The sequence below is a fragment of the Alteromonas sp. HB246098 genome (assembly GCF_054890645.1).
The window spans coordinates 448,736-473,817 of record NZ_JBTZUG010000001.1 but is presented as its reverse complement, the minus strand read 5'-3'; the positions used below and the strand labels follow the sequence as shown (position 1 = coordinate 473,817).

The 25,082-nt window shown below is 42.1% G+C and carries 19 protein-coding genes; 10 read left to right on the top strand and 9 right to left on the bottom strand.

Annotation, left to right across the window (positions count from 1 at the left end):
- Positions 1-114 precede the first annotated feature (114 nt).
- On the top strand, positions 115-1,227 hold the full coding sequence (locus tag ACYTPF_RS01995; protein ID WP_461851018.1) for a sulfotransferase family protein: 1,113 nt from the start codon (positions 115-117) through the stop codon (positions 1,225-1,227).
- An 89-nt stretch (positions 1,228-1,316) separates the two neighbouring features.
- Here the strand turns inward: ACYTPF_RS01995 and ACYTPF_RS01990 are convergent, their stop codons facing one another.
- A complete protein-coding gene (locus tag ACYTPF_RS01990) occupies positions 1,317-3,800 on the bottom strand; it encodes a right-handed parallel beta-helix repeat-containing protein (protein ID WP_461851017.1) in 2,484 nt (827 codons plus the stop codon).
- Positions 3,801-4,130: 330 nt separating this feature from the next.
- On the opposite strand from ACYTPF_RS01990, the gene ACYTPF_RS01985 reads away from it, so the two are divergent.
- The 3 genes from ACYTPF_RS01985 to opgC all read left to right on the top strand — a co-directional run bounded on the left by ACYTPF_RS01985 (position 4,131) and on the right by opgC (position 8,481).
- Entirely contained in the window at positions 4,131-5,240 is a 1,110-nt protein-coding gene (locus ACYTPF_RS01985) for a glycosyltransferase (protein ID WP_461851016.1), read from the top strand.
- Between the two features lie 64 nt (positions 5,241-5,304).
- Entirely contained in the window at positions 5,305-7,296 is a 1,992-nt protein-coding gene (locus tag ACYTPF_RS01980; protein WP_461851015.1) for an acyltransferase family protein, read from the top strand.
- Positions 7,297-7,377: 81 nt separating this feature from the next.
- Positions 7,378-8,481: an OpgC domain-containing protein gene (gene opgC, locus ACYTPF_RS01975; RefSeq protein WP_461851014.1), complete on the top strand. Its 1,104-nt coding sequence runs from the start codon at positions 7,378-7,380 to the stop codon at positions 8,479-8,481.
- Between the two features lie 30 nt (positions 8,482-8,511).
- Here the strand turns inward: opgC and ACYTPF_RS01970 are convergent, their stop codons facing one another.
- The 4 genes from ACYTPF_RS01970 to ACYTPF_RS01955 form a co-directional block, all read right to left on the bottom strand.
- Positions 8,512-9,381, bottom strand: a complete 870-nt coding sequence (locus ACYTPF_RS01970; RefSeq protein ID WP_461851013.1) for a glycosyltransferase family 2 protein — start codon at positions 9,379-9,381, stop codon at positions 8,512-8,514.
- A 171-nt stretch (positions 9,382-9,552) separates the two neighbouring features.
- Positions 9,553-9,690, bottom strand: coding sequence for a hypothetical protein (locus ACYTPF_RS01965; protein ID WP_461851012.1), 138 nt, complete (start codon positions 9,688-9,690; stop codon positions 9,553-9,555).
- 147 nt (positions 9,691-9,837) lie between these two features.
- Entirely contained in the window at positions 9,838-11,682 is a 1,845-nt protein-coding gene (locus ACYTPF_RS01960) for an acyltransferase family protein (RefSeq protein WP_461851011.1), read from the bottom strand.
- Between the two features lie 168 nt (positions 11,683-11,850).
- Positions 11,851-12,663 (bottom strand): hypothetical protein, encoded by an 813-nt coding sequence (locus tag ACYTPF_RS01955; RefSeq protein WP_461851010.1) that lies wholly within the window; start codon positions 12,661-12,663, stop codon positions 11,851-11,853.
- 277 nt (positions 12,664-12,940) lie between these two features.
- Here ACYTPF_RS01955 and pheS point away from each other — a divergent pair, with 277 nt between their 5' ends.
- The 5 genes from pheS (at position 12,941) to ACYTPF_RS01930 (ending at position 18,367) form a co-directional block, all read left to right on the top strand.
- Positions 12,941-13,921: a phenylalanine--tRNA ligase subunit alpha gene (gene pheS / locus ACYTPF_RS01950; RefSeq protein ID WP_015066912.1), complete on the top strand. Its 981-nt coding sequence runs from the start codon at positions 12,941-12,943 to the stop codon at positions 13,919-13,921.
- Between the two features lie 14 nt (positions 13,922-13,935).
- Positions 13,936-16,323, top strand: a complete 2,388-nt coding sequence (gene pheT / locus ACYTPF_RS01945; protein WP_461851009.1) for a phenylalanine--tRNA ligase subunit beta — start codon at positions 13,936-13,938, stop codon at positions 16,321-16,323.
- Between the two features lie 3 nt (positions 16,324-16,326).
- Positions 16,327-16,626: an integration host factor subunit alpha gene (ihfA, locus tag ACYTPF_RS01940; protein ID WP_012518129.1), complete on the top strand. Its 300-nt coding sequence runs from the start codon at positions 16,327-16,329 to the stop codon at positions 16,624-16,626.
- 116 nt (positions 16,627-16,742) lie between these two features.
- Entirely contained in the window at positions 16,743-17,288 is a 546-nt protein-coding gene (locus tag ACYTPF_RS01935) for a hypothetical protein (protein WP_461851008.1), read from the top strand.
- Positions 17,289-17,773: 485 nt separating this feature from the next.
- Positions 17,774-18,367 (top strand): hypothetical protein, encoded by a 594-nt coding sequence (locus tag ACYTPF_RS01930; RefSeq protein WP_461851007.1) that lies wholly within the window; start codon positions 17,774-17,776, stop codon positions 18,365-18,367.
- 60 nt (positions 18,368-18,427) lie between these two features.
- On the opposite strand, the gene ybaK is transcribed toward ACYTPF_RS01930, so the two are convergent.
- Positions 18,428-18,898 carry a Cys-tRNA(Pro) deacylase gene (gene ybaK, locus ACYTPF_RS01925; RefSeq protein ID WP_179983078.1) on the bottom strand — a complete coding sequence of 157 codons (471 nt, stop codon included), beginning with the start codon at positions 18,896-18,898 and terminating at the stop codon, positions 18,428-18,430.
- On the bottom strand, positions 18,895-21,363 hold the full coding sequence (locus tag ACYTPF_RS01920; protein ID WP_461851006.1) for a penicillin acylase family protein: 2,469 nt from the start codon (positions 21,361-21,363) through the stop codon (positions 18,895-18,897). Before ACYTPF_RS01920 ends, ybaK begins: the two co-directional genes overlap by 4 nt.
- Before the next feature lie 98 nt (positions 21,364-21,461).
- Between ACYTPF_RS01920 and nagZ the strand changes: the two genes are divergently transcribed.
- Positions 21,462-22,472: a beta-N-acetylhexosaminidase gene (gene nagZ, locus ACYTPF_RS01915; protein WP_461851527.1), complete on the top strand. Its 1,011-nt coding sequence runs from the start codon at positions 21,462-21,464 to the stop codon at positions 22,470-22,472.
- A 123-nt stretch (positions 22,473-22,595) separates the two neighbouring features.
- Here the strand turns inward: nagZ and ACYTPF_RS01910 are convergent, their stop codons facing one another.
- Positions 22,596-23,111: a cob(I)yrinic acid a,c-diamide adenosyltransferase gene (locus tag ACYTPF_RS01910; protein WP_179983080.1), complete on the bottom strand. Its 516-nt coding sequence runs from the start codon at positions 23,109-23,111 to the stop codon at positions 22,596-22,598.
- 231 nt (positions 23,112-23,342) lie between these two features.
- Entirely contained in the window at positions 23,343-25,082 is a 1,740-nt protein-coding gene (locus tag ACYTPF_RS01905) for a CsiV family protein (protein WP_461851005.1), read from the bottom strand.

Sequence of the window (25,082 nt, the reverse complement as noted above, 5' to 3'; positions counted from 1 at the left end):
ATCTCACATTTCCTCTTTCTCCATAAAATTAGGGGGGATTACTGAAGTGGCTCATAGAATTCTTTCTGGCGCCATATTTGCTTAGGTAGTGTAAATTTTTCAGTAGGAAACGTTATGAATGACATAGGTGGGAAGGCGCCCTTGTTCGTAGTAGGGACACCAAGATCTGGTTCAACATTACTCACGTCTTTTTTAGCTTCACACCCGAACATTTATTCTGGCGCAGAAACGCAATTTTTCAATAAAATTGGATTGAACAGTTCTAGCTTAAGTGAGGCGTTGAAGTCTGAAAATTGGCCCCACCAAGCCGCACTACTTATGAAGAATAGGTTGACGCTTTCAGATCAGAGTGTGTTAGAACTTTACGGAAAAAATACTAGTGACATCGAAGCCGCACTGTCAAAGAAAGAGCCTTCTCTAAAAGCCATGTTAGAATCTATCGTAGAGCGGAAAAGCACTAGTTCGCAAAGTAGGTGGCTTGAGAAAACACCCAATCATTTAAAACATCTCAAAGAAATAAGAAATGAGTTTCCTTCAGCGAAGATTATACTGATACATAGAGATCTTCGTGATAGCTCTGTTTCGATACCTAAACTCCCCTGGGCTTCAAACTCTGTTATTGATAATGCAGCTCTTATTTCGTCATGGTTTATACAAATCGATAATGAATTTAACAGCCCCAATTTTTTAACTGTTAGTTACGAAAAATTAGTGACTGAAAGTGAAACAACATTGAAAAAAGTGTTCGAATTTATTGGAGAAGAATTTGATAGAGCGGTTCTATCGAGAAGTAATGCTACCGATATAACTTCGGAAGGTGAGCCTTGGAAAAAAGACATATTTGGTAAAATAGATACTTCTAGCGTTGGGCGTTGGAAAAAGTCCATGCCATCAAACCTATTAAAACAGGTTGAAGAAATAACTGGTGATGTGCTGATAAAGCTAGGTTATGAGGCTACAAGCCAATTAGATTTCGAATGTATACAAATTAAAAAACTTCGCGGTCAAAAATTAGATACCCTCGACGATTATATTGACCTATTAAATAGCAACAACTTGGCACTAACATATTCTAAGCAAACCCGATCTCTAATTCTCGTAGAGCGAAATAGAATTATTAGAGCGTTTGCAGCTGCAATCAAGCTGAGGCTTTTGGACAAAAAGAGCATTTATTTTTTAGGTGAAAGTTCCTTTATATTAAAGATGATAGGAAGATATCTAACGTAAACTATTAAGTGGGTTATGACACCTTTTCACTGTGTACAGTATTGCTACGTTGCTAACCCACTTTATATTCTTACAAAACACAGAACTGTTTATTCTTGAGATTCCGTAATTTTTATCGTGTGAAAAACTGCTTTATCTCTATTGCGCCAGCTCTCAATATCATCATTATCTAGTACTAGTATCAAATAGTTCACTTTACCTTTCACATATTGCCCAATAGGAAAAGTTATAGCACTAGATTTGGGTGCAAAGGAGTCTTCACCTCTAATCCCCCAAGCCTGTTTGCCATAAAATTTAACCACTCTAGAGCTATTTAACTTAGTATCTGTCTCAAATCCAATACCAACTACCTCTGGGTTACCTTCTACTTCAAGCTCCAATTCTAATACAGAGTCTTCGGTTAGTACGTAGCTAATAGGAAACATCTGCCAGTTGTTACCGGTTAAAATGACTGTATTGTCGTCAGTAATTGTTGTAGTTCCGTAGCGATACTGTTTAGGAAAACCCGTGTACTCAATCTCGCTCGCTTTAAATTCCCACACTGTTGGTGGCTGCACTACGACTGCTTGTAACGCTACTTCCGTAGAAAAGTTAGGTATTTTAAATTCTTCGGGTACATATAGAGTAGGTTCAGACGTGCTTTGCAGTGACTCTATGTAAGCAAAATCATCGGAGTAGGGGTGTTCAACAACGTTATCTAAATTAAATTCGTATCTTGCGTCACCAGAGTTCTCATTAAAACAAAGGTCGTTAGTGCTTGTACTGCCTACATATTTTTCTTTATCAAAAATACAGTAGCCAACTGAATAGCCCGTATTCTTAGTCAATATAATATTGTTCTGGGTGGTAACCCAAAATGTCGTGTCATTATTTACTTTTGATGCAGCTATGCCGTTACGCTCTACATCAATGACATTTTCGAATATGAATGTTCTACCAGCTGGTTTAGAAATTAACCCGCCAGCTTTTATTGCAGTCCACTCTTTGCCTGTTTCATCACCTAAATTATGTATGTAGTTGTGAAATATATAGCTAGGTCCCAAAGTATTCGGCGCTATGCTAATACCAGCATAGCCTTGCTCCATTTCGTTATCGTATACCAACACATTTTGTTGGCCGCCATCTATTTCTATTAAGTCATCATTTGCATAGGCTAGGTAGTTGCCGTAGATTGCCGAGTTCTTAACGAAGCCACCACGTCTTTCGAAGTTTTTTCTGCCCTCAATAACATCATTGAACCTATGCTCTGGCGCGCCGTAAAAGCGATTATTTCGAACAATGAATTCGCCCCTGTAGGCATCACTGTCGTGGTATGCCCAAACTTGAAGCGCATTTGCACCTTTAGGGTGACCAACTGCCCAGCTATTCGCACCTAAGTTAGGGCTATGGACTTCACACTCTTCAATAACAGCAATACCACTTCGCTCTAGGTAAATACCTGAATCGTAATTGATAGGTGAATTATTAGTCGTACTTGAATAGGCTACACCGTTTCTAATATCTACGGCCTCTCTACCATACTCCGATACGTTGCATCCTTTAATCCAGATATGGTGTGCTTTCTTTGCAAATATACCGTAACGTTGCCCGCCCTTAACTGTAAGGTTTTCTAGCATAACATACGAGTTGTTACCAATATTCACAGCAGCAAGTACATCGTTGCCAGCTTCAATAACGGGGCCGTCGCCTATAATTTTTGCATAGCCATCTTCGCTGCCTTCTATATTTAGCGCTTCTAAGTCCAATTGACCGCCAGAGTAAATTTCAGAAAGGTAATAAATTTTATTTGGGTCGATAGGGGGCGTATTTGGTTTCGTGGTTGTTTGAAAGGAATGTTCAACGATATCGCCATAAGCATTCGTGACTGTCACTTCAATATGGTATGTAGTGTCTGCTTCTAGGTACACTATGCTTCCAGCGAACGACCCGTAAATGGGCTCCCAAGATAAATCTAGCCCTTCACGCCAATAAGTATCATCTTCGGTTCTAAATTTAACGGCGGCAGTACTTTCTTCATCCTGGCCGTAAATAACTAACCCTATCGAGTTAATGAGTGGTGTAGCAGTATCTTCAAAGCCAGAAGCCGAAGCTGCAAAAACTATCGAAGGGTCTAAGCCCGCTGTAATAGCCGACTCATAAATATCGTTCTTACTTAAGCCCGAGTACGTTGAAATTGTTTTCATCCACTTTGCTGTATCGATTGGATACAAAGCAAAAAGCGCAGAGGCTTGGTTAGAGGTTAAATTGGCGAACAGCGTTTTCTTTGCTTCTTCACTAAGTGATGGCTTACGTGATAACACTTTTTGCTTATACAGTTGAGCTATTTCGTCGTCGTACTTTTCAACAACGGTTGATAGGTTTTTCGGGCCTTTGTAATTAGCTAGTAATGAGTTCACGGTATTATTATCACTAATATTCGCGTGAACATAGTTATACAAAATATCACCGGGTTGGCCGCCCTTTGTATACTCTTTATTATTCTTGTTCACAGTGGCACAAGAAAGCATTAGAAACGACAGTAAACCAATAAAAGTGAAGCGAAAAATAGATGGCTTTGAGTTAGCAGAGTGCATGGTATATCCCTATAGATAGAAAAGCATTAAAAGAAAGCTAGGGCTGTATTGAAAGGGTAGTGCTAACGTTGGTACGTAGCAAGGCGGTGGCCAGGATCTTTACAATTTTAGTTTGCTTCTGCTGGTAAAACAGCCCGCTTTATTGTGGTTCTTTGAAGTTTTAGAAAAAACGGAATCTAAATTGCTTAATCTAAATATTTGAAAATGGACTATTAATAATAGCTTGTTACTAACTCACCTATTTCAAGAATAATCTTTAAAGACAATTTGGTATACTTAACAAGGTTACCGGACAAAGCAATTGCTTCTATGCACTAAAATGGACATTTTATGAAGAAAAAAGTAGCCGTTATTCACCCTGAGGCAGGGTTTTCATCAAGCGGCGGATCTCAACTCAGTGCGTATGAAATGGCGGAACACCTAGCCACATTTTTTGACGTAAAGCTTTTAAGTTCATCTAAATGTAGTGAACACAGTGTAGTTATTCCCTGTATTCCCAGAGGGAAAGTGAAAAAAGCCCAGCGCAATAAAACCATTGACTGGTTGCTAACGCGCTTTGTTTCTAACCCATCTTTGCTTATCGAGTCGCTAACTAGCTTCTTAACTTACACGCCATATCTAATGTTTAAGCGGTGCGATGTCATCTACCCCAATAACGATTATGGTGGCTTGGCAGTAGCAGCGGTAATTAGAAAGCTATTTAAAACGCCCATTCTTTATACCGAAAGGGCAGGGATGGTATCGAACGGTAAAGTATTACGTCGCAATTTAAAATTTAAGCCCGACTGCTTGGTTGTGTTTAACCAAGAAACCAAAGAGTATGTTCATTCTATAGCACCAGAACAACGGGTTGAGATTATCCCTAACGGTGTAAACTTAGCTAAATTTAGCCCGCAGGGCGAAAAATATGAGCATGGTTTACAGGGCAAAGTGTTATTAACTGTTGGTGCGTTAAATAGGCAAAATCACAAGCGTATACATTTAGCGATTGAGGCAGTAAGCCAGTTAACCGATGTGTCGTTACTTATTTGTGGTGACGGCCCGGATGTACAGTACTTTAATGACCTTTGTACACAAAAGTTAGGTGCGCAACGTTTTAAAATCGTTAAAGTCGACTTCGCTGATATTCCTAATGTTTATCGTTCAGTTGATGCATTTACATTGCCATCTGAAGACGAGCCTTTTGGGCGAGTATATCTAGAAGCGATGGCTAGCGGGTTACCTGTTGTAGCTACCGATGACTCCATGCGCAGAACACTAATAGGTAAAGCCGGGGTGGTTTGTGACGTTGAAAATACTGAAGAATACGCTTCTGCCATAGCCACTACACTATCAACCGACTGGGCCAATGCGCCAATAGAGCAAGCGGCTGATTTTAGTTGGGAGAGTGTGGCCGAGCGCTATGCGGACGTAATTAACACATTAAGCTTACAAAATTAATTTTTCGTGAGTGAAAGTTCCGCTATTGAGAAGCGGACAAAATTTTTGAGGGTTAGGCAGTTTTATGACGCAGTATATTCGAGGGATAGATGGGCTTAGAGCATTCGCTGTCCTTATGGTGATAGTCTTTCACCTAGATGCCACTTGGCTGCCAGGCGGCTTTAGTGGTGTAGATGTATTTTTTGTTATTTCTGGATATGTAGTGACCCTTTCACTTCTCAGTAGACCTCCAAAAAAACTTAATGAATTTTTGTGGGACTTCTACAAGCGTCGGTTTGTTCGTATTTATCCCGCATTATTGTTTCTTTTGATAACCACATCAATAATAGTGACATTCTTTCTGCCAAAATTTTTTGTCAGTAGAGACATTGACCTTACAGCGACATTCGCATTTTTTGGTTTAAGTAACTTTTTTCTAGCTTTTAATGGTTCATCCTATTTTTCACCGTCCACAGACTTTAATCCATTTGTTCATACATGGAGTCTTGGCGTAGAGGAACAATTTTATCTCATTTTTCCGTTAGTTCTTTTCAGTTACCTTTTAAGGCGCAGCAAACTTTTAATTCTTCTACTTTTCTCCGCCTCACTTTTGTATTCGATTTATATAAGTAACTCGAATGCGAGTATGTCTTACTATTTGCTGCCGAGCCGCTTTTGGGAATTATCTGCAGGTTGTATTCTAAGTTTTATCCATTTTGAGAGTAGGAAAAACACCCTGGTTAAAAAGAATGTGCTCAACAACTTTTTAGTAGGCGGTATTCTCGTTTTATTAGGTGCATTTTTTTCAGATAAGTCACACTTCCCTTTCCCTTGGGCGCTTTTGTCTGTAAGTGGTACTTTGATCCTCATAAATGCAATTGTCTTACGAGAGAAAGGTTTAGGACATTGCATACTTTCTTCAATACCACTAGTCCACATTGGCAAGTTATCTTATTCAATGTACCTATGGCATTGGCCAGTTTTCGTTTTTTACCGCTGGACCGTTGGCCTTGACAGTCTATTTGAAATCCTTACTGCATTGGCCCTTACATATTTATTGAGCCTGTTTTCTTATGAGGTCATTGAAAAGCGAACTTCTAAGGTTCATTTCATAAGGGCAATGAAAGCAAAACACACTGTAATGGCTAGCTGTCTAACTATTTGTATTATGGCTGCTATAACTTTCAAAGGATTGTCGCTTCAGCCAACGTTGAGTGTCAGCAATACAGCAGATAAAAATATATGGTCACCCTATACACGCCACGAAAGTATTTCTAGCCACGCTCAAGATTTTAAACCGCAGAGTAAACCAACTATATACGTAATTGGAGATTCTCACGCAGGAGCTTACGGTAAGCTTCTAAAGAACTTTTCTGAGGAAACAAAATACAAAGTAGTATTAAGCTCTGAGGGTGGATGTGGGGTTACAAATTTAAAAGAGCCGATATTATCGAATGATGGCCCCTGTGCAGAGAAAATGAAGAGGTGGCTGGACGAGTTGGAAAATTTAATTCAACCACATGATATTATTTTCTTTGCAACTCTTAAATCCTATCGGTTTGTTAATCAAAATGCGATGAGTCCTGCAGATCTTCAGAGTTCATTAGAACAGCAATATACAACTAAAAAAACGCAATTAAGAGAGCAAGCGTTCAATGAGTCTTTAGTTGTATTAGAGCAAATATCTCGGTTGACTAAGAATATAGTTTTAGATAGTGCTAAGCCTGTATTTAACTATGTAGCGTTTAGATGCGCTGACTGGTATACAGTCAACAACCCCATTTGTAGTTTTGGTGGAAAAATTTCAAGGCCATTTTTTGAAGAATATAGAAAAAGTACAATGAATAGCCTCGTTAAGATAAAGGAAAATTTTCCACACATCGTTATTTGGGACCCTATCGATGATTTGTGTACTGTTGAATCATGTGACGTATATAAAGATGGCAAGCCTCTTTTCTTTGATGCCGACCATTTATCTGGTTACGGTAATGAAGTTCTTAAACTTTCATTCAGTAATATGATTTTTCAAAACTTCTACAGTAGTGAATATGCAGCGAAATCAATTGCTGGTAATTAGGTCTTGCGGTTTGAAGGAACTGAACACTAATTGCTGGATAAAACTTTTTAGACATGTCATTTTCAATAGTAGGGCACAACTTTGAGAGATAACAGAATCGATTTGATTCGTGGTTTTGCAATGGTAACTATTTGCGTAAATCACATAACTTGGATGTTGGGTAAAGTAGAAAGTGTTGGTCAAAAAATACCAACACTGACCCATTATGGGTACTCTTCAGCGGCTGAAATATTCTTTTTTATGTCAGGCTATATGGTTGGGATGGTTTATTTAAACAAGCCTGATATGCGAGCTAAACTATTGGGCAGAGCGTTTCACCTTTATAGGATAAATATTGCATTATTTCTGCTACTAGCCGCTTTGAGCTTCGTTTCGCCAAATATGCAGTTTTTGCAGCTGACTGGTTTGGACCATTTATCGAATAACTTCCCTCTAGCCCTAGTTCAATACTTGCTCTTTTTCTACTGTCCAATGTTTACAGACCTTCTACTCACCTATGTAATTCTGTTAACCGTCTCAGTTCCTTTCAGTAAACTTCTTAAAATGAATGCTATGGCATTTATTGTAGTGATTACTGGGCTTTACATCTTTTCGCAATATTTTCCTACGTTGAAACTAAGCAACGTAGCTACATTTGATGGAAAGTGGAGCTTTAATCTTTTCTCTTATCAATTTTTATTCATGCTGGGGGTCTTTGCTGGACACCAAAAATTAATTAACCAAATATTTGAAAAAGTAGATAAAAACACTGTACTCTGGAGTGCGTTATCAATGGCATCCCTAGTTGGGTTCTACGCTATAAAACGCTATGATTTGCTTGGGTTAAAAGGACAGTTGTGGCTCGCTAAGGAGTCTTTAGGACCTATTAGGATTTTACATTTTTTTGTCGTTATAACTGCACTGATGAGTATGTTGTCGCTATTTAAAAAGGTGTTAAACATATGGCCCCTTACAGTTCTTGCCTTGATCGGAAGACAATCGTTGACTGCTTTTTGCGTAAGTGTTGTGTCCTGCTACATCGCACTTGCTATATGGACTACAAACTCCAGATCCCAAGTACTTTATTTTACACTTGCTCTACTTGCTGTTGCTGCAATAGCACTGTGCTCGTATTTAGTTGAATTGAAAAAGAAAAGCGGTAGAAAGTGGCATAGTTTACTTATTAGGACAAAGGAAGCTTTATAAAAGAGGGCGGGCGAAAGCCAGCCCAATGAATTACTTATTCATAAAAAGCTTTCTTTTGATTCTATCCTTACCTAAAACTACCTTTAAAGTTGCAAAGACACCCGCCTCTCGCACAGATAAACTAATCCAATCTAGCTTGTTATTTTTTTTACCAATCTGACTTAGAATTTGATTGGCAACACGGTCGTTATAAGCTTCTTTGCCTAATAGCGCTTCATGTTTTTTAAATGCCTTAAGCCTTGGGAAGACTTTTTCTAAGGGCATATTGGCTACTTCGGTAGAAATGCTAACGTGACCTCTGCGATAGAAATAAATATCTTTAGGTATGTTTCTGAAAATAGCATCTTCTAACGTAATACGAACAAAGAAGTCCCAATCTTGGCTGTTCTTTAGTTCTTCATCAAACATCAGCTTTTTAGCTAATGATGCTTTGCACGTAACACCACTCATTCCGCAGAATTTATTACCTTTTTTGATTACATCAGTGGTGATAACTTCAGTTTCGTTAATGTGAATTTTATCGGGTGTTTCAAGAAATCGATAGCCACAGGTCACAGCATCTGCTTGTTGATGCGCTGCAATGTGCTGTTCTAGATAATCATTGTCCCATACATCGTCGTCATCTAAAAACGCAATAATATCTGATGTTGACTTAGTTATACCTAAGTTACGTGCTGCGTTAGCACCTGATGCTACTGGAACTTTAACGTAAGTAAATTGTTCACTTGGAAAGAGAGATAATACTTCTTCATAGCTTACTGACGAGCCATCATCAATAACGAACACTTCTTTTGGCATAACAGTTTGTTTTAATACTGCAGCGAGTGACTCCTTTAAGTAGTCAGGGCGATTGTGTGTCGTGATTATAACGGAAACTGATGGTAGCACTTGTACTTCCATATTTTTAATATCCTTTTGCCGAACTAAAACTATTTACCGGGAAGCAATATAAATGCCGTTGCCTAACATATCGCGCTGTAGTGTACTATTTTAGCTCTTCTAGAAAAACATTGAAGTGGTATTTTAAAGCCTTGAAAACAAGTACGGGCAAATATCGCCTTCAGTATAAAGTTAATAGCTAATTTCTGTTCGTTTATTTTTTAAAATTTCCAGCGGCCCTTTATCTGCGATAACTTTTGCAGGTATGCCACCGACAGTACAGTTACTGACAAAGGATTTATTAACTACGGCTTTAACACTGATAGCCACATTATCTCCATTATTTCTAATTAGCTTTCTTTTATTTTAAGCATTATTTTTTCGTCAATCTTATTAAATGAACAAGATCACTGAGTGTTAAACCTATTCTTGGTTAGCAATTTTTTAGTTTGGCGTTCAACAAGCGCAATTACTCTTCTATAATAAAAAAATACTATTTAGATAAGAGTTCGCCTTAATTGAGTACCATGGCCGCATATGGTTATTGTCACGGTAATAGAAGCCACGCTTTTCATCTCTTGTTTTGCACTCATTGTTTTGACAGAGATAGTCAATAGGGTCAATGATGTTTATGTCATCAATATTTCTTAGCTTACTTAGAGCTTCTTCATGCTCTGAATAATTTATACGGACTTTTGTTTCTGTAATACTATCAGGTAGCTTGTTACGGACTGCGAAAACGGGATCGAACTCTATGCCTTTAGGCTCGCCCGTTAATAGGAAAATGTCACGCACTTTACTTTTCAAAACAAGTAAAAAATTATCGTACTCTTTTATCCGGATAAGTTTTTCGCTGTCTCTCTGGGAATTTGAGGTTGGTAGATAAGAGTTAAAACTGTAAAACGATGTCAGTACTTTTTCAAACTTGACTTTATCGAGTAACGTTTTGTAGTTTTGAAGGTTACTGCATCCCCACTTAGGGTTTTTCATTGAAGGCGTAACAAAGCAGCCGCTCTGTGTCAGAAAATAAACATTGTATTTGTTTTTTAAACTTTTGACATAAGGGTAAAGTTGTTCAATATGACTTGCTCCCATAACCAACAAATTTTTATCTGAACTACCTTTTATGAACCTTATTTCTAAACCTTCTATATCCATATGAGGTTTAGGATAACTCCAGTCGTCTTTAGCTTCTAAAGCAGATTTAACTAACAATTGATCACTTTGTGACAAACGGTGCAAAAACCCGTTAGTATAAAAAATGGCTATGCCACTTAGAGCAATTACAATTGCGAATGGTAAAGGGCGTAAAAGCACTTTAAATTTGTTCAAGTGGTAATCTTTTAGCGTTTTAGATTCGATATAAGTAAAACTCAAAGCACCGAGTAAAACGGATAGTGGTATACCCACTGCCCACCAATACGGACCCAGCTCGAAATAATACCCAGCTACAACTATGGGCCAATGCCATAAATAAATAGAATAAGACCATTTCCCAAGTGAATGGGTAATGCTGTTGCTTACAAGTTTAGAGTTATTACTAGCAACTAAAACCATGCACGCTCCAACTATTGGCAATAGCGAAGCATATCCCGGCCAAGGTGTAGACGAAGAGAATAAGAAGAAAGAACTTATTATTAGAACGAGGCCGGTTAATTGTAATGGATGTCTAAAACTATCTTTAATGTTAAAAGGGTAGAGAAACACTAACCCCCCAGCCAACATTTGCCAGGCTCTAGTCGGTAGCAAAAAGTATGCTGCGCTGCTCGACTTAACGGTAACGAAAACAGAAAACAAGAAAGCTAGAATAGTTCCGCAAAGTATAGTGAGCTTCAACTGTCGAAGCGAAAGAACTTTAGTTAAGAAAACTAAAAACAAAGGGTAGATGAGATAAAACTGCCACTCTACAGAAAGGCTCCAAGTATGTAATAGCCATTTTTCATTTGATGAAGGGTTGAAATAGTTAGATTCCGACCAATAAACCATGTTTGATACGAAAGATAAACTTGCTGCCGCGTGTTTGCCTAAGTTCAAATAGTCTATCGGAGGAATGAAAAATAAACCGAACACCAAGAGAGCAAAGCAGAGAACAGACAAGGCTGGTATGATTCTTCTTACTCTAGCATTGTAAAATGATAGGATTGAGAAATTTTCTTTTTCCAAGCCTTTTACAACAATCATTGTCATAAGAAAGCCTGAAATAACAAAAAAGACATCTACACCTGCAAAGCCGCCAGGCAACCAACTGTGATTGAAGTGAAAAACGACTACTGAAGCTACTGCGATGGCTCGCAGTGCATTGATATCTTCCCTGAATTTCATTTTAACTGTTTCTTGTGCTGTTCAATACCGTTAAAGCTAGGTACGTAAGGTGCTTTCGAATCACAATATTATCTTATAAGAAACTTTTTTAGTCGAGCATTTTAGATAGCATTATGGTTAGCATCTTCTAGCAGAATGGAGTATCAAAATCGTCTTGACAGTAAAGAATCAAATTAAAAAGTTTTGCCTATATACTTTTCTCCATAAGAGAAAGCCGACAAACAAATAAAAGCTAAAGTTCATTGTTGGCAAACTTACCTTAACCGTTTCCACACTAGTTAGAGTAAATCTAACGGTAGAATCTACAGGATAAGTAACCCCAGCATTCACATCATCAATCCTTTCAACAAGTCTAAGTAAGCCGCCACCGGCTTGGGTATCTGTAGTTAGGTCGTTATCGAACCATGAAACTGGCGAAGTGAAATCAGGCACTTCGTCTCGTAATAAGGTGTTTTCATCAAATTGCAGAAAATCATTGACCAAGTCACGAAAGCCGAAGCTTAAATCTAGTATTCTGTCTAAACTACCATCCGAAAAAAGGGTAGTTTTTCTAGCGTAATCTTTAAGCGATATACCATCGCCGATGTGACCATCGTCATAAGTTGGCCCATCGTACATTTCTAACACTTCTTCGGGGTAATATTCATCATATTCTTCTATGTAAACCCCTTCGTTGTTTAGTTTAAAGAACATATCACCGAAACTAATGTTAGATGTTAGTGCAGGGCGGTCGTTATCATGTACAGACCACCAGTAATAGCCTGTTTCAAGTCTGCCTCGGATGGGCGCTGAAGTGTCTAACGTGAAAGAACCCGTTACCTGTTCTCCCAGTAAATCAAACGGCTCGAAAAACTCCTGCGCTGAGTTTTCTACTTCTGATATAAACCCGTTGAAGTTATAAGTTACAATTGCACTGTTTACCGAAAAGCTTGCGAAGATGAAAGCAATACTACTTAGCAGTTGACGATAGGAGGTATTCATAAAGCAGCCTAAATAATTGCTCAAAAAATATACTTTAGTCTACTGGCGAATACGTTGCTAGAACTTCTTTGTTATATCGCACGTGTTTCAAATAAAGTTATAAGTTCTACCGTCGCCAGTTCAAAACTCACAAAATTTCGCCATTATCAGCTATATAGGGTAGCGGTAATGTCTGTCACTCGTGTAAACTACCGCTTTTATTTCAGGCAAGCCTTAGCGCACAGAATAATTCTTCCTATGCTTTGGCCATGCAGTCATCATGTAAATTGAGGAAAACATGGAGCTTGACGCTATTATCAATCAGGCACAAAGCCAGATTGACGCTGCACAAGATGCAGCCACATTAGACCAAGTTAGGGTCGAATTCATGGGTAAGAAAGGTAAACTTACCGACTTACTTAAAGGGCTTGGAAAGTTATCGAACGAAGAACGTCCTGCCGCGGGCCAAAAGATTAACCAAGCTAAGCAGGTTATTCAGCAAGCTATCTCTGCAAAAGGTGAGTTTTTACGCACAGAAGAGCTAAACAAAAAGCTAGCCGAAGAAGCCATTGATGTCACTTTGCCTGGTCGCACTGAAAAGCCAGGTAACTTGCATCCGGTTAGCCGCACGATTGCGCGTATTGAATCTTTCTTTGGCGAGCTTGGCTTTTCAGTTAAGACTGGCCCTGAAATTGAAGATGGTTTCCACAACTTCGACGCGCTGAACATTCCTGCGAATCACCCAGCGCGTGCCGACCACGATACCTTTTATTTCAACCCAGACATGATGCTTCGTACGCAAACCTCTGGTGTTCAAATTCGTACTATGGAAGCGGAAAAGCCGCCATTGCGCATTATCTCGCCAGGGCGCGTGTATCGTAACGACTACGATCAAACTCACACGCCAATGTTCCACCAGGTGGAAGGTTTGATGGTTGATAAGAACGTTAGCTTTACCGACCTTAAAGGTATTTTGCACGACTTCTTACATCACTTCTTTGAAGAGTCGCTAGAAATTCGCTTCCGTCCGTCTTACTTCCCGTTTACTGAGCCTTCAGCTGAAGTAGACGTTATGGGTAAAAACGGTCAGTGGCTTGAAGTATTGGGCTGCGGCATGGTGCACCCAAATGTACTTAAAGCTGTGGGTATCGACCCAGAAGAGTACACAGGTTTTGCCTTTGGTATGGGCGTAGAGCGCTTAACTATGCTTCGTTACGGTGTTAACGATTTGCGCGCGTTCTTTGAAAACGATCTTCGTTTCCTTAAGCAGTTCAACTAAGGCAGAGAGTACACATGAAATTCAGTGAAAAATGGTTAAGAGAGTGGGTTAACCCGTCGCTGTCGGCACATGAGCTGTCTGAACAGTTGAGCATGGCTGGCCTAGAAGTAGACGGTGTTGAGCCAGTAGCAGGCGATTTTAAAGGCGTGCTAGTAGGTGAAGTAGTTGAGTGCGGTCAGCACCCGAACGCCGATAAACTGCGCGTAACTAAAATTAACATAGGTGGCGATGAGCTACTAGATATCGTTTGTGGTGCGCCTAACTGTCGTCAGGGCATAAAAGTAGCGGTAGCGGTTGTTGGCGCTGTATTACCTGGCGACTTTAAAATTAAAAAAGCGAAGCTTCGCGGCGAGCCGTCATTCGGCATGCTTTGTAGTTTCTCTGAGCTAGGTATTAGCGACGACCACGACGGTATTATCGAGCTTCCAGCCGATGCACCTATTGGCGAAGACATTCGCGATTACCTTGGTCTTGATGACAACGCTATTGAAGTAGACCTAACACCAAACCGCGCAGACTGTTTGGGTATTCGCGGTATTGCCCGTGAAGTTGGCGTACTTAATAACCTTGACGTGTGCGAGCCTGAAGTAGCTGCGGTAGACGCAACTATTGAAGATAAATTATCAATTACGTTAAGCGCGGATGACGCATGCCCACGTTATTTAGGCCGTGTGGTTAAAGGCGTAAACGTAAAAGCAGCATCGCCACTGTGGTTAGTTGAAAAGCTACGTCGTTGCGGTATTCGCAGCATCGACCCCATTGTAGATGTGACTAACTTTGTATTGCTAGAGCTTGGCCAGCCAATGCACGCGTTTAACCTTGCCAGCATTGAAGGCAACATTAACGTGCGTATGGCGAACGAAGGTGAAGCCCTTACGCTACTTGACGAAACCGAAGCTAAGCTGCAAAGCAATACTTTGGTTATTGCTGACGACAACAAAGCGCTAGCAATGGCAGGTATTTTCGGCGGCCTACACTCTGGTGTAACCACTGAAACACAAGATATCTTGCTTGAAAGTGCGTTCTTTGGCCGTGATGCGATTATGGGCCGTGCCCGTCAGTACGGTTTGCATACCGATGCGTCGCACCGTTACGAGCGTGGTGTAGACCCACAGCTTCAGCGTAAAGCCATGGAGCGCGCTACTGCACTAGTACTAGAAATTTGTGGTGGTGAAGCTGGCCCTGTTGTTGAAGCAGTCGCTGAAGACAAGCTACCTAAGCAAGCTACGGTTACGCTTCGTCGTGAACGTTTGTCTCGCGTATTAGGCATTAGCATTGACGATGCAAAAGTAACGGAAATGCTAAACCGCCTTGGTTTAGACGTAACGCAAACTGAAGCCGGCTGGGAAGCAGTTGCGCCAAGCTATCGTTTCGATATTTCAATTGAAGAAGATTTGATTGAAGAAATTGCGCGCGTATACGGCTACAACAACATTCCAAACGTGGCACCAAAAGCGACGTTGGCAATGCTACCTTCGCAAGAAGCTAAGCTTCCGCTAAACACAATGAAGTCGTTGCTACTTAGTCGCGGCTACAATGAAGCGATTACTTACTCGTTTGTAGATCCTAAAATTCAAAACGCATTATTCCCAGACGTGAAAGGCATGGTGTTACCACACCCAATCTCTTCTGATATGTCGGTAATGCGCGTAAGTTTATGGCCGGGTTTGCTAGGTGCTACTGCTTATAATCAGAAGCGTCAGCAACAACGTGTTCGCATGTTTGAAACCGGATTACGCTTTATTCCTCAACAAGATGCGCCAAATGGTGTATTGCAACAACAAGTAATTGGTGGTGTAGTAGCAGGGCGTCGTAATGAAGAACATTGGGACTTGGGCGACAGCCCGGTTGATTTCTTTGATGCGAAAGCAGACGTTGAGGCGTTGTTGGCACTTACGGGTAAAACCGGTGAGTTCCAGTTCGTTACAGGGCAGCATAGTGCGTTACACCCTGGTATGACGGCAAAAATTTTGCTTAATGATGAAGAAGTTGGCTATATTGGTGCTATACACCCGCAGTTTACTAAATTGCTTGGTGTTAACGGCCGCGTATTTGTGTTCGAACTAGTGGTAGATGCCATTACCGATCGTAAATTACCGTCAGCCGTACCAGTATCGCGCTTCCCATCGAATCGCCGTGATATTGCTATTACGGTTAAAGATGAAGTGCGTGTAGGGAATGTTCTTTCTTACATAGAAAATATTGGCGTAAATCAACTAGTTGCTCTAAACTTGTTCGATGAGTACAAAGGCAAGGGAATTGAGCCTGGCTATAAGAGCCTTGCTTTGTCACTTCATTTACAAGATCCGGATAAAACCTTAGAAGAAGCTGAGATTCAGCAAGCTGTAGATACTGTGGTTAAAGGTCTGGAATCTGAGTTTGGGGCCGCGTTAAGAGAGTAAACTATGGCATTGACCAAAGCCGAGATGGCTGAACACCTATTCGAGAAACTAGGCATTAACAAGCGTGATGCGAAGGATCTGGTAGAGCTTTTTTTCGAAGAGATTAAAGGCGCTCTGGAATCTGGTGAGCAAGTAAAACTGTCGGGTTTTGGTAACTTTGACTTGCGTGATAAAAACGAACGTCCTGGCCGTAATCCTAAAACCGGTGAAGACATTCCGATTAAAGCGCGCCGCGTGGTTACATTCCGCCCGGGTCAAAAACTAAAAAGCCGAGTTGAAAACTCAGAGCCTGTCGACCAATAATCTTTAGGTCGTTACAATACTGAAAAAGAGCGGGGCCTCTCGCTCTTTTTGTATTGCCTCTTTTTTTTTGCAGTGCATTCGCACTGATTTCTATATGCATGTCTTTGGAGGAAAGTGTGAAAAAAGCACTTGTCGTTCTTGCTATTATTATTGCCGCTACCTTTTCATGGTTTGCCTATTTGTCGCTAGATGCAGATAAACGAGATCTGGACGCAGCACAAGTTCCACTCATTACGGTGATGGAAATTCTTCACGCCAGCGATTTGCAGCAAGGCGTAAAGCAAGCTGTTAAAAATGGGAATGTTGAAGCTGTAGATTCGTGGATGGCAGAAGCCCGCGAAGTAGGGCAGGCTGCTAATTTAGCGTCAGAAGATATGGATTACCTCAATTCAGAGACCGCCAAAGACTACGTAATTTTTAATGCCAAACGACAGCTGTATAACGAAGCCTTTGAAGCGCGCTATTACGCGCTAGAAGATGTAGAAGCGCTTAAAGAACAGTATCCTGAAGCTAAAGATCTATTCCCTCGCACTGATGCGCTGATTAAAAAGCGCGATGACATTATTCAGCAGATTGCCGTAGCTATTTCGGGCAACGAACAGCCTGATGAAGCAGCGCTTGAAGAAGCACGCAAGCAATGGTTAGCGCAGGCGGCCAATTAGGCAATGTCTAAGGCTATAACTTAGGCTATTGCTCGCACTGCACTTACACACTCACCTGAAACCCATACCACAGCCCAGCTTCATACCCCTTCCTACTTTTCATACCATAAACTGATTGAAAGCTTAATTTGAAAATGTACGCAGTTTGGCGTACATTTTACGTGCATGCGGAGTGCTAGGTGGGTTACAAGGAAATAAAGCGGCAGGTCATTGACTGTCTAAATTGAGGATACGTGTCCCATGAGCAGAGAAACGATATTGATGTTAAAAATCTATTGGCAATTGGGCAAGTGTCGCTTGAGGAAGTTGCCGAAATTATAGGTCGAAGTCGTGGAAGCGATTATTCTTCCAGCCCTCATCATTTTGATAGCAGCATTACAGTACACGTAATTAAGACAAGACTAGCCGGCCATAATTGGTATGTTAAATGGTATTTCGTAGAGCCAAATAGCGTTTTTATTAGCGTCCATCGTTGAGGAAAAGATATGAAAATTTTCAAAGTAGGCGAGTCGCAGAAAGCGGCATGCAGCAATTGCCATTCATTTGAAAATGCGACATTTCAACTTAGAGATGTTCCTTTCAGTGATGGTACGGGTGTAGTTAAAAAGGTTTTGGTGGGGGTATGTGATAAGTGTGAAAACGTGACTGTATTACCTCATCAATCAACACCTGCGGTTAAACGTCAATATGAAGCAAAGCGAAAGCCAGTGGAAGGGCGTTTACCAGCGCATTTAATCGATATTCTAAATTTAGCGACAATGGAAATTGGTGCAACTACAGACTTTGTTCCAAGCATGATGAAGTACTACATTCACTCATTGTCTGAAGATGAAAAATCAGCAAAAAAGATAGCGAGTTACCTTCAAAGTGACTTGGCAAAAGGTAGATCAGAAAAGCGCCTGTCGCTAAAAGGGCGTAAGATTTTCGAAGACATAGAGCACCTTAAATCACTCTCGCACATAGAAAATACTACTGATTTACTTAAAGGTATTATCCTTAAGATAAACGACGATGTGCTAATTAAAAAAAGGCTTAAACCAATCGAAAACCTTAAGAATATAATGGCGGCAGTCGCATAACCAAAAGCTGCATTGCGAGTTTTTACTAATTTAGCTAACGATATATTGGATTGCGCTAAGTTAACTTACCGAAATATCTGCAAATTTAGCGCTTGTCAGCAAAGCCAAATCCGCCGGAGAAAGGGCCACTTCTAACCCTCGCTTTCCTGCGCTTACGTGCATAGTAGCAAGGCTTTCGGCGCTTTTGTGAATTACGCTGGCTAACCGCTTTTTCTGGCCCAACGGGCTTACTCCACCTAATACGTAGCCTGTGGCAACCATTACCGCGTTTGCCTGAGCCATTTCTACCTTTTTTACACCTAAGGCTTTTGCCATTTTCTTTTCGCTTAGCTTGGTATTAACGGGTACTACAGCAACAGCCAGTTTATTGTTGTCTGTACTAACCACTAAGGTTTTAAATACGGTATCGGCGTTAAGGTTTAGCTTTTCAACCGCCTCTAGCCCATAGGATGCCGCGCTTGCATCGTGGTCATACTTTAGTACCTTATGCGCTATACGCTTTTTGGTAAGTAGTGTGATTGCAGGTGTCATTCAACCTCTTTTTTATAGAATGTTCGACTGTGAATAGGTTCGCCGGGTAGCAGGGGCGTGGCCGCATGGGTGGCATAGTCGTTAAAGCCTGCTGTAAAAAAATCTGACAGCGGGTGTCCGCTCTGACCACCAGGTAAGGTGAGAATGGCATCTTCCAAATGACCAGGGCTTACAAAAAACCGCTCCGATGCACCAAAGCTAGGCGCTTGAACTGCAGGCATGTAGGTATCGCCGAAGCCTTCTACTTGCTGCATATTTAACATGCTTCCTACTAAGGGAATTTGACTAGCGAAAGGGTGCTCTACTGATAAAGCATTGACCTTACCCCAGGCTAAGGTTTCCATGTCAGCTTCTACCGGAGAATACTTATCTAGTAATTTGTGTTTAGCGCGTCTGTAAGCGTCTACCAATAACTCGTCGAAACTTTCAGTGTCGGCAGGTAACCACGAGTCTGGCTGGCTATGAATAAGCTGCCAGGTGGCAGGCTCTATACCTCTAAGCAAAGTACGGCTGTTTACACCTTGTTGATCTAAGTGTGAAAGTATGCCACCAAACAGTGTTTGTATTACCTCGCGCCTAAAGTGCTTAACTAGGGTGTAGCCAACCGAGTCTTCACACGCGCATTCTTTCCACGCGTTTAAATAAGCAAGGTCTGGTTTGAACTCAATATCTTGCATATTAAGCAGGCCGTACAAAAGGTGCTGCCATGGAATTAAAAAGCGGGCGTGATTATCTAGCTGAATAGCGTAAAAGTCGGTTTCACTGAAGGTGTCTTTTTCAAAGAGTCTGTCTCTTATTTGTTGCCCGCGGGCACCTAGGGCATAGCCACCGTCGCCCCAAATTTTAAAGTCGTCAGCTGAAATTACTCTGGCATTGGCTGTCCATATTCTTCCCATTTCAGGGTTCAACAACATAGGCAGTTTTGCAGCACGCTCAGGTACCGTCGCGTCTTGCTGTTTTATAGCGGTGAACGACGCCGTTTGCCTATCCATAACCGCGCCGCCTGGAAGCCACGCGGCATTGCCGGTTTCATCTACAATAACTAAGTTCTGTGTTGGAATGGCAATGCGCTTGCCTATATTAATAGCTTTTTGAACGTCCTTCGCGGCGCCGAAATTTATGATACCCAAATTAGCAGCAAATGGATGGTGTGCTACCCAGTTCAGCGCGTAACGGTTGCCGTTAAGTTCTTTTACAGGGCCGTACTCGCTTACTTCAAATGTGAATTCATGCTCACCGTCGGGTAGGGGTATACGCTCTGTTACCGTGTTAGTGGGCGTTGTATTATCTAGCGCTATCCAATCTACGTTGTCTAAGTTTGCGTTAGTGAACCCCCACGCAATATGACCGTTGGTACCCACCACTATTCCAGGTATGCCTGGTAAGGAAACACCCGTTACTTGCACATTGCTACCCGACTCTTGGTAGTTAAGCTGGGCGCGATACCAAATAATAGGTACCCGCAAGCCTAAGTGCATGTCGTTCGCTAAAAGGCCTGCACCTGTTGCTGTGTGACTTCCTGTAACCGCCCAATTGTTACTGCCAATATCAGGTAACTCTGTGCCGTTGTATTGGGCACGAGCAATAGCTGTGTTGTTGTTTTTACTATTGCTTGTAGTTTTCGCGGTTAAAGTAGTCGAGGTTGAAGTAGCAGAGACAGAAGCACCTGAGCCTTGTCCTGTGCTTTGTTCGCTGCTCTTTTGAGTGCTGGGCTCCGCGCTTTGTTCGCTTTCACTGTTCTGCTGATTGGTAAGGGTATGAAGGGAAGCAGGGTAGTCTGGTATTTCAGCTTCAAGTAACGGGATTTCGCTGGCGTCTAACGCTGCTTGATAATTACTTGGCTGGGTAATAAAGCTATATATATCATTTCCGAAAGTTGAAAGCAGTGCCTCTCTTGCTAAATCTAGTTCTACCTGGGTGCCTTGTAAGTCTAAATACATACTGTAAATAACGAGAATGCTGTCGGTGGGCCGCCATTGTTTTATGTCAACGCCTGCTGCGAGGTACTCAAACGGCGGCAAGGTGTATTCATCTAGTGCGTCATTTACTCCATGAGCGTAGCGTACTAACAACTCTTGCTGTGTTGGAGGCAGGCTTTTGAAAACGGCTTTTGAGCGTTTTTCAAATTGGTGAAAGCGGGCTTTCTTATCAATGTCTAGAGCTACATCGCCCACCCATTGCGACAAACTCCCCGAAGCGGCGCGACGTTGTAAATCCATTTGAAAAAAACGGTCTTGTGCGTGAGCAAAGCCTAAAGCATAGGCAGCATCGAAAATATCATCGGCGTTAACGACGGCATGACCTAAGCCGTCGCGGCTTAACTCGGTGGGGGCGTTTACGTGATAGGTAGCACTATTGCCATCAAGCGCGGGTAAGCTTAGCCGAAGCGATATATAAAGCCCCAAAGCCACCATTAGAAGCAGTGTTAAAACACTTAAAACCAACCACTTGAACCAATTTATCACGTGTAAAATTCCTTGTTTTTCTCTATCCTAACCACAGAACTAGCAAAATTGAAGTGATGTTTTATGACACATACAAAGGCGGTGCTGTGGGACCATTAATGTTGGATTGTCAGGCTGAAGAACTTGCGCCTGAAGAAAAGGAAAAGTTAGCCCATCCAGTGGTAGGGGGCGTAATTTTATTTAGCCGTAATTATCATGATAAGCGCCAGCTTTCTGCGCTTGTTCAAGATATAAGACGCTATGCCAAACGCCCCGTACTGATAGCAGTTGATCACGAAGGCGGCCGCGTTCAGCGCTTCCGTGAAGGTTTCACTGCAATACCTGCTATGGGAAATATTTTAAAGCAGTCAGAACATCAGGATGAAAGTGCAGCGTATGCTAAGGCGTGTGGACTTGTGTTGGCACATGAGCTTAAAACCCTAGATCTCGATTTTAGTTTTGCGCCTGTGCTTGATATTAACGGTGTATCTAAGGTTATTGGCGATAGAGCATTTGCTGATAATGCAAAAGAGGTGATACGCCTTGCTACCCACCTTATACAAGGGTTGAAAACCGTCAATATGCCCGCTATTGGAAAGCATTTTCCTGGGCATGGCAGTGTTGCCCCCGACTCACATATCGCATTACCGGTAGATGAGCGTGATTTCGATGCTATACGAAGTACTGATATGGTGGTGTTTGAACGCTTAGTTGAGCGCGCTATGCTTGATGGCGTTATGCCTGCCCATGTTATTTATAACCAGGTGTGCGATAAGCCAGCAGGGTTTTCACCGAAATGGCTACAAGATGTGCTTAAGCGTGACTTGGGCTTTAGTGGCGCTGTATTTTCTGACGATTTATCCATGCATGGCGCGAGCGTTGCCGGAAGCTATGTGGAGCGCGCTGAAGCTGCGCTAGATGCTGGCTGCGACATGGTCCTTGCTTGCAATAATCCAAAAGGGGCAGAGAGCATTCTGGATGGATTAGAAGCACGTTTTTCTAACTTAAGTGAGGGCGATTCACAGAAGCAAGAGCGGGTTATGGCGCTTTACGGGCGGGTTATGCCTGCAGGGCTGAATGATAAGTACGACAGTGCCGTTGAGTTAGTACAGCAATTAAGTGAACGGTAGGTTTTTTTAATCCTACCGTTTTTTGCTTGTTTATTTTATTTGCTTAGATTTTGCCAGTTTGGGCGCTGGCTACGTAACTGAATCTATAACTAGTTTCGCCGCCGGCTAATTGATAGCGGCCCTTTATACCGCGGTTTCCTTTATACCTGCTTCTACATTCATAAAGCGCGCAAAGGTGAAAAGGAAGTCGCTTAAGCGGTTTAAATATGCATGTACTACTTCGGGTACGTCGTAATGTTTAGAAAGGCTGATAACTGCCCGTTCAGCACGGCGGCATACAGCACGACATACATGGGCCTGCGCAGCAGCCTTACAGCCGCCGGGCAGTACAAATGAGGTATTGGGCGGCATTTTACTTGTAATGGTGTCTATCAGGCTTTCTAAGCTCTCAACGTCGGCTTGCTTCAATGTAGAGCTTGCAGAGATGGCAAAACCAGCTTGGAACAGGTTACGCTGAATATCGTGCAGCATAGGCTGATGTTCGTCAGCAACATGAGCGGCTAGCAAACCAATATGGCTATTAAGTTCGTCCATGTCACCGTAGCTTTGAACTACCAAATCGTCTTTATCAACACGTACGGCTTTGTCGGCATAAATCTGCGTGCTGCCTTTATCGCCAGTGCGAGTGTAAATTTTCATAAAAACCTTATTCTCTCAACTCAATTATTGTATTGCTTTTACACGCTAGCCATTAAATGCTGCAAAACTAGCAACTAGCAACTAGCAACTAGCAACTAGCAACTAGCAACTAGCAACTAGCAACTAGCAACTAGCAACTAGCAACTAGCAACTAGCAACTAGCAACTAGCAACTAGCAACTAGCAACTAGCAAAGCTAGACGCGCCAATGCTGTAGCGGGCGCAAAAAAAGCTACTCGCTAATGTTAGGGCGGTTGTAACGACGCACCTGAACCACAAACCCAAAAAGCGGGTGGTCGAAATAGTGCAGCTGAGTACTGATCACCCGTCGTTGTTCGGCTAACGGAATTGACACCAATTTGTATTCGGTTGGTGTTGCTTGGTCAGCTGATGCGGCGTTACTTTCTTCACTACTAAAGTAACTTAACGGCACTGGCTGGCGGTAGAACATCTCACCATCTACGTGAAGATACGGCACGCGGTTGATGTGTTTAAGAAATACTTTTATTGTGCCGTCAATTTCCCAAATAGGTGTTCTAAGTGATGGGTCTAGTGCGTTGTCGTCACCTTGCTCCACAATTATGGCGGTATCTAGCGCTTTAAACGCTTCATACTTTATCGCTTGTGGGTTCGATAGCCGGCGTTCGATATCAGCAAAAATATCTGAAGTGGTGGCTATTTCGGTTACGCTTTGAGTGGTTGCACTCTTTGCGCTTAACGAAAACTCGTTGGCGGCTGCGCTGTCTGTAAGAGGGGATGCAGCCTGACTGGTGCCAAGCGAGTTTGCATTACTCTCGTCACTATTTAAATTTGCGGTTGCGTCATAGCCAAATTCTGTCTCAGTGTTGGCAGACCCAACAAGTGCTGTGTGGCTTTCTTGCTCTAGCATGTCGCCATTTAAATCGAACTGCTGCGCATAGTTTTGACCCCCGTAGAGTCGAACATCAAAAGCATTGTTTTTGCCGAACATAACGGGTTGACGCCAGGTAGCATGAAATAAGCGTTCTAACTGTCGGTTCGAGCGAATTTGGCGCGAGATAGATGATAGCGCTTGTTGCTCACTGGTAAGCAGGTGAGCTTTTGAGGCTAGTGGCCAGTCGTGCCCTTCAACCACTATGGGTAGGCTTGCAGGGGCGGGCATTCTGTTGTCTGGCTTGTTGACCTTCCAAACAATAGCCGGCTTCAGTGCAGACTTAATTGCCCCCGATTTATCTGAAATAGCGCTTGTCATTGCCTCGTTGTTAACGTCGCTCTCTGTCGAGGCTACAACGTTTAGTACAGTGGTAATTTCTGCGCTAAGCCAAGGCTTTGCTTCTTCGCAATATTTAAACTTGGGAACAGTAACGGGCGTAGTTTGTTTTACCCCAAAAAACGATGTCCAGTAGCTAGCGATAGTTGTTGCATCTGGTGCGTTACCTGCAACTTCTTCATTTACATAGCCAAGGTTTTCGGTATAACCCGTTGATGAATAAGCCAGGTTACCTTGGTTTGAAGTATACGCGTCGTTTGCTTGCTTATTAGCATTTGCAGCGTGGCCAGTGGTGTTGTTATAGGCACTGCCAGCGTCGTTAGTGTTCGAGCTTGATGGCACATCAGTGTACGAATTTGCGCTTTGCTCGCTTTCTTGGGTTGATAGCGACAAAAAGTCCACATCTTTTGACGGAATATCAAATAGGGTTTCGTTTGGCCATTTTATTGTAGAGGCTTTACCGCAAACGGCTAAGCCCTGTTTTAAATAGCTGATATCGGGTGCAATTACATCGCTGATGATGTCTGCCTGAGCGCGAGGGGCGTTTAAGTTGTCGGCTAGCGAAAACTGCTCTTCTAACTCAGTCAGTGCCACGTTGCGCTTAAACGCAATCACTTCCACATCGAACCACCAGTTATCGTTGGCGTAAGCTGTGGTTGAAATTGTTGTTAAAAATACGGCGCTTATTGATGCGACTAACGGGCACCAGCGAGATAACTTCAT

Coding starts and splice junctions, on each gene's coding strand:
- ACYTPF_RS01995 (WP_461851018.1), top strand. CDS start 115: ATGAATGACATAGGTGGGAAGGCGCCCTTGTTCGTAGTAGGGACACCA.
- ACYTPF_RS01990 (WP_461851017.1), bottom strand. CDS start 3,800: ATGCACTCTGCTAACTCAAAGCCATCTATTTTTCGCTTCACTTTTATT.
- ACYTPF_RS01985 (WP_461851016.1), top strand. CDS start 4,131: ATGAAGAAAAAAGTAGCCGTTATTCACCCTGAGGCAGGGTTTTCATCA.
- ACYTPF_RS01980 (WP_461851015.1), top strand. CDS start 5,305: ATGACGCAGTATATTCGAGGGATAGATGGGCTTAGAGCATTCGCTGTC.
- ACYTPF_RS01970 (WP_461851013.1), bottom strand. CDS start 9,381: ATGGAAGTACAAGTGCTACCATCAGTTTCCGTTATAATCACGACACAC.
- ACYTPF_RS01960 (WP_461851011.1), bottom strand. CDS start 11,682: ATGAAATTCAGGGAAGATATCAATGCACTGCGAGCCATCGCAGTAGCT.
- ACYTPF_RS01955 (WP_461851010.1), bottom strand. CDS start 12,663: ATGAATACCTCCTATCGTCAACTGCTAAGTAGTATTGCTTTCATCTTC.
- pheS (WP_015066912.1), top strand. CDS start 12,941: ATGGAGCTTGACGCTATTATCAATCAGGCACAAAGCCAGATTGACGCT.
- pheT (WP_461851009.1), top strand. CDS start 13,936: ATGAAATTCAGTGAAAAATGGTTAAGAGAGTGGGTTAACCCGTCGCTG.
- ihfA (WP_012518129.1), top strand. CDS start 16,327: ATGGCATTGACCAAAGCCGAGATGGCTGAACACCTATTCGAGAAACTA.
- ACYTPF_RS01930 (WP_461851007.1), top strand. CDS start 17,774: ATGAAAATTTTCAAAGTAGGCGAGTCGCAGAAAGCGGCATGCAGCAAT.
- ybaK (WP_179983078.1), bottom strand. CDS start 18,898: ATGACACCTGCAATCACACTACTTACCAAAAAGCGTATAGCGCATAAG.
- nagZ (WP_461851527.1), top strand. CDS start 21,462: ATGTTGGATTGTCAGGCTGAAGAACTTGCGCCTGAAGAAAAGGAAAAG.
- ACYTPF_RS01910 (WP_179983080.1), bottom strand. CDS start 23,111: ATGAAAATTTACACTCGCACTGGCGATAAAGGCAGCACGCAGATTTAT.
- ACYTPF_RS01905 (WP_461851005.1), bottom strand. CDS start 25,082: ATGAAGTTATCTCGCTGGTGCCCGTTAGTCGCATCAATAAGCGCCGTA.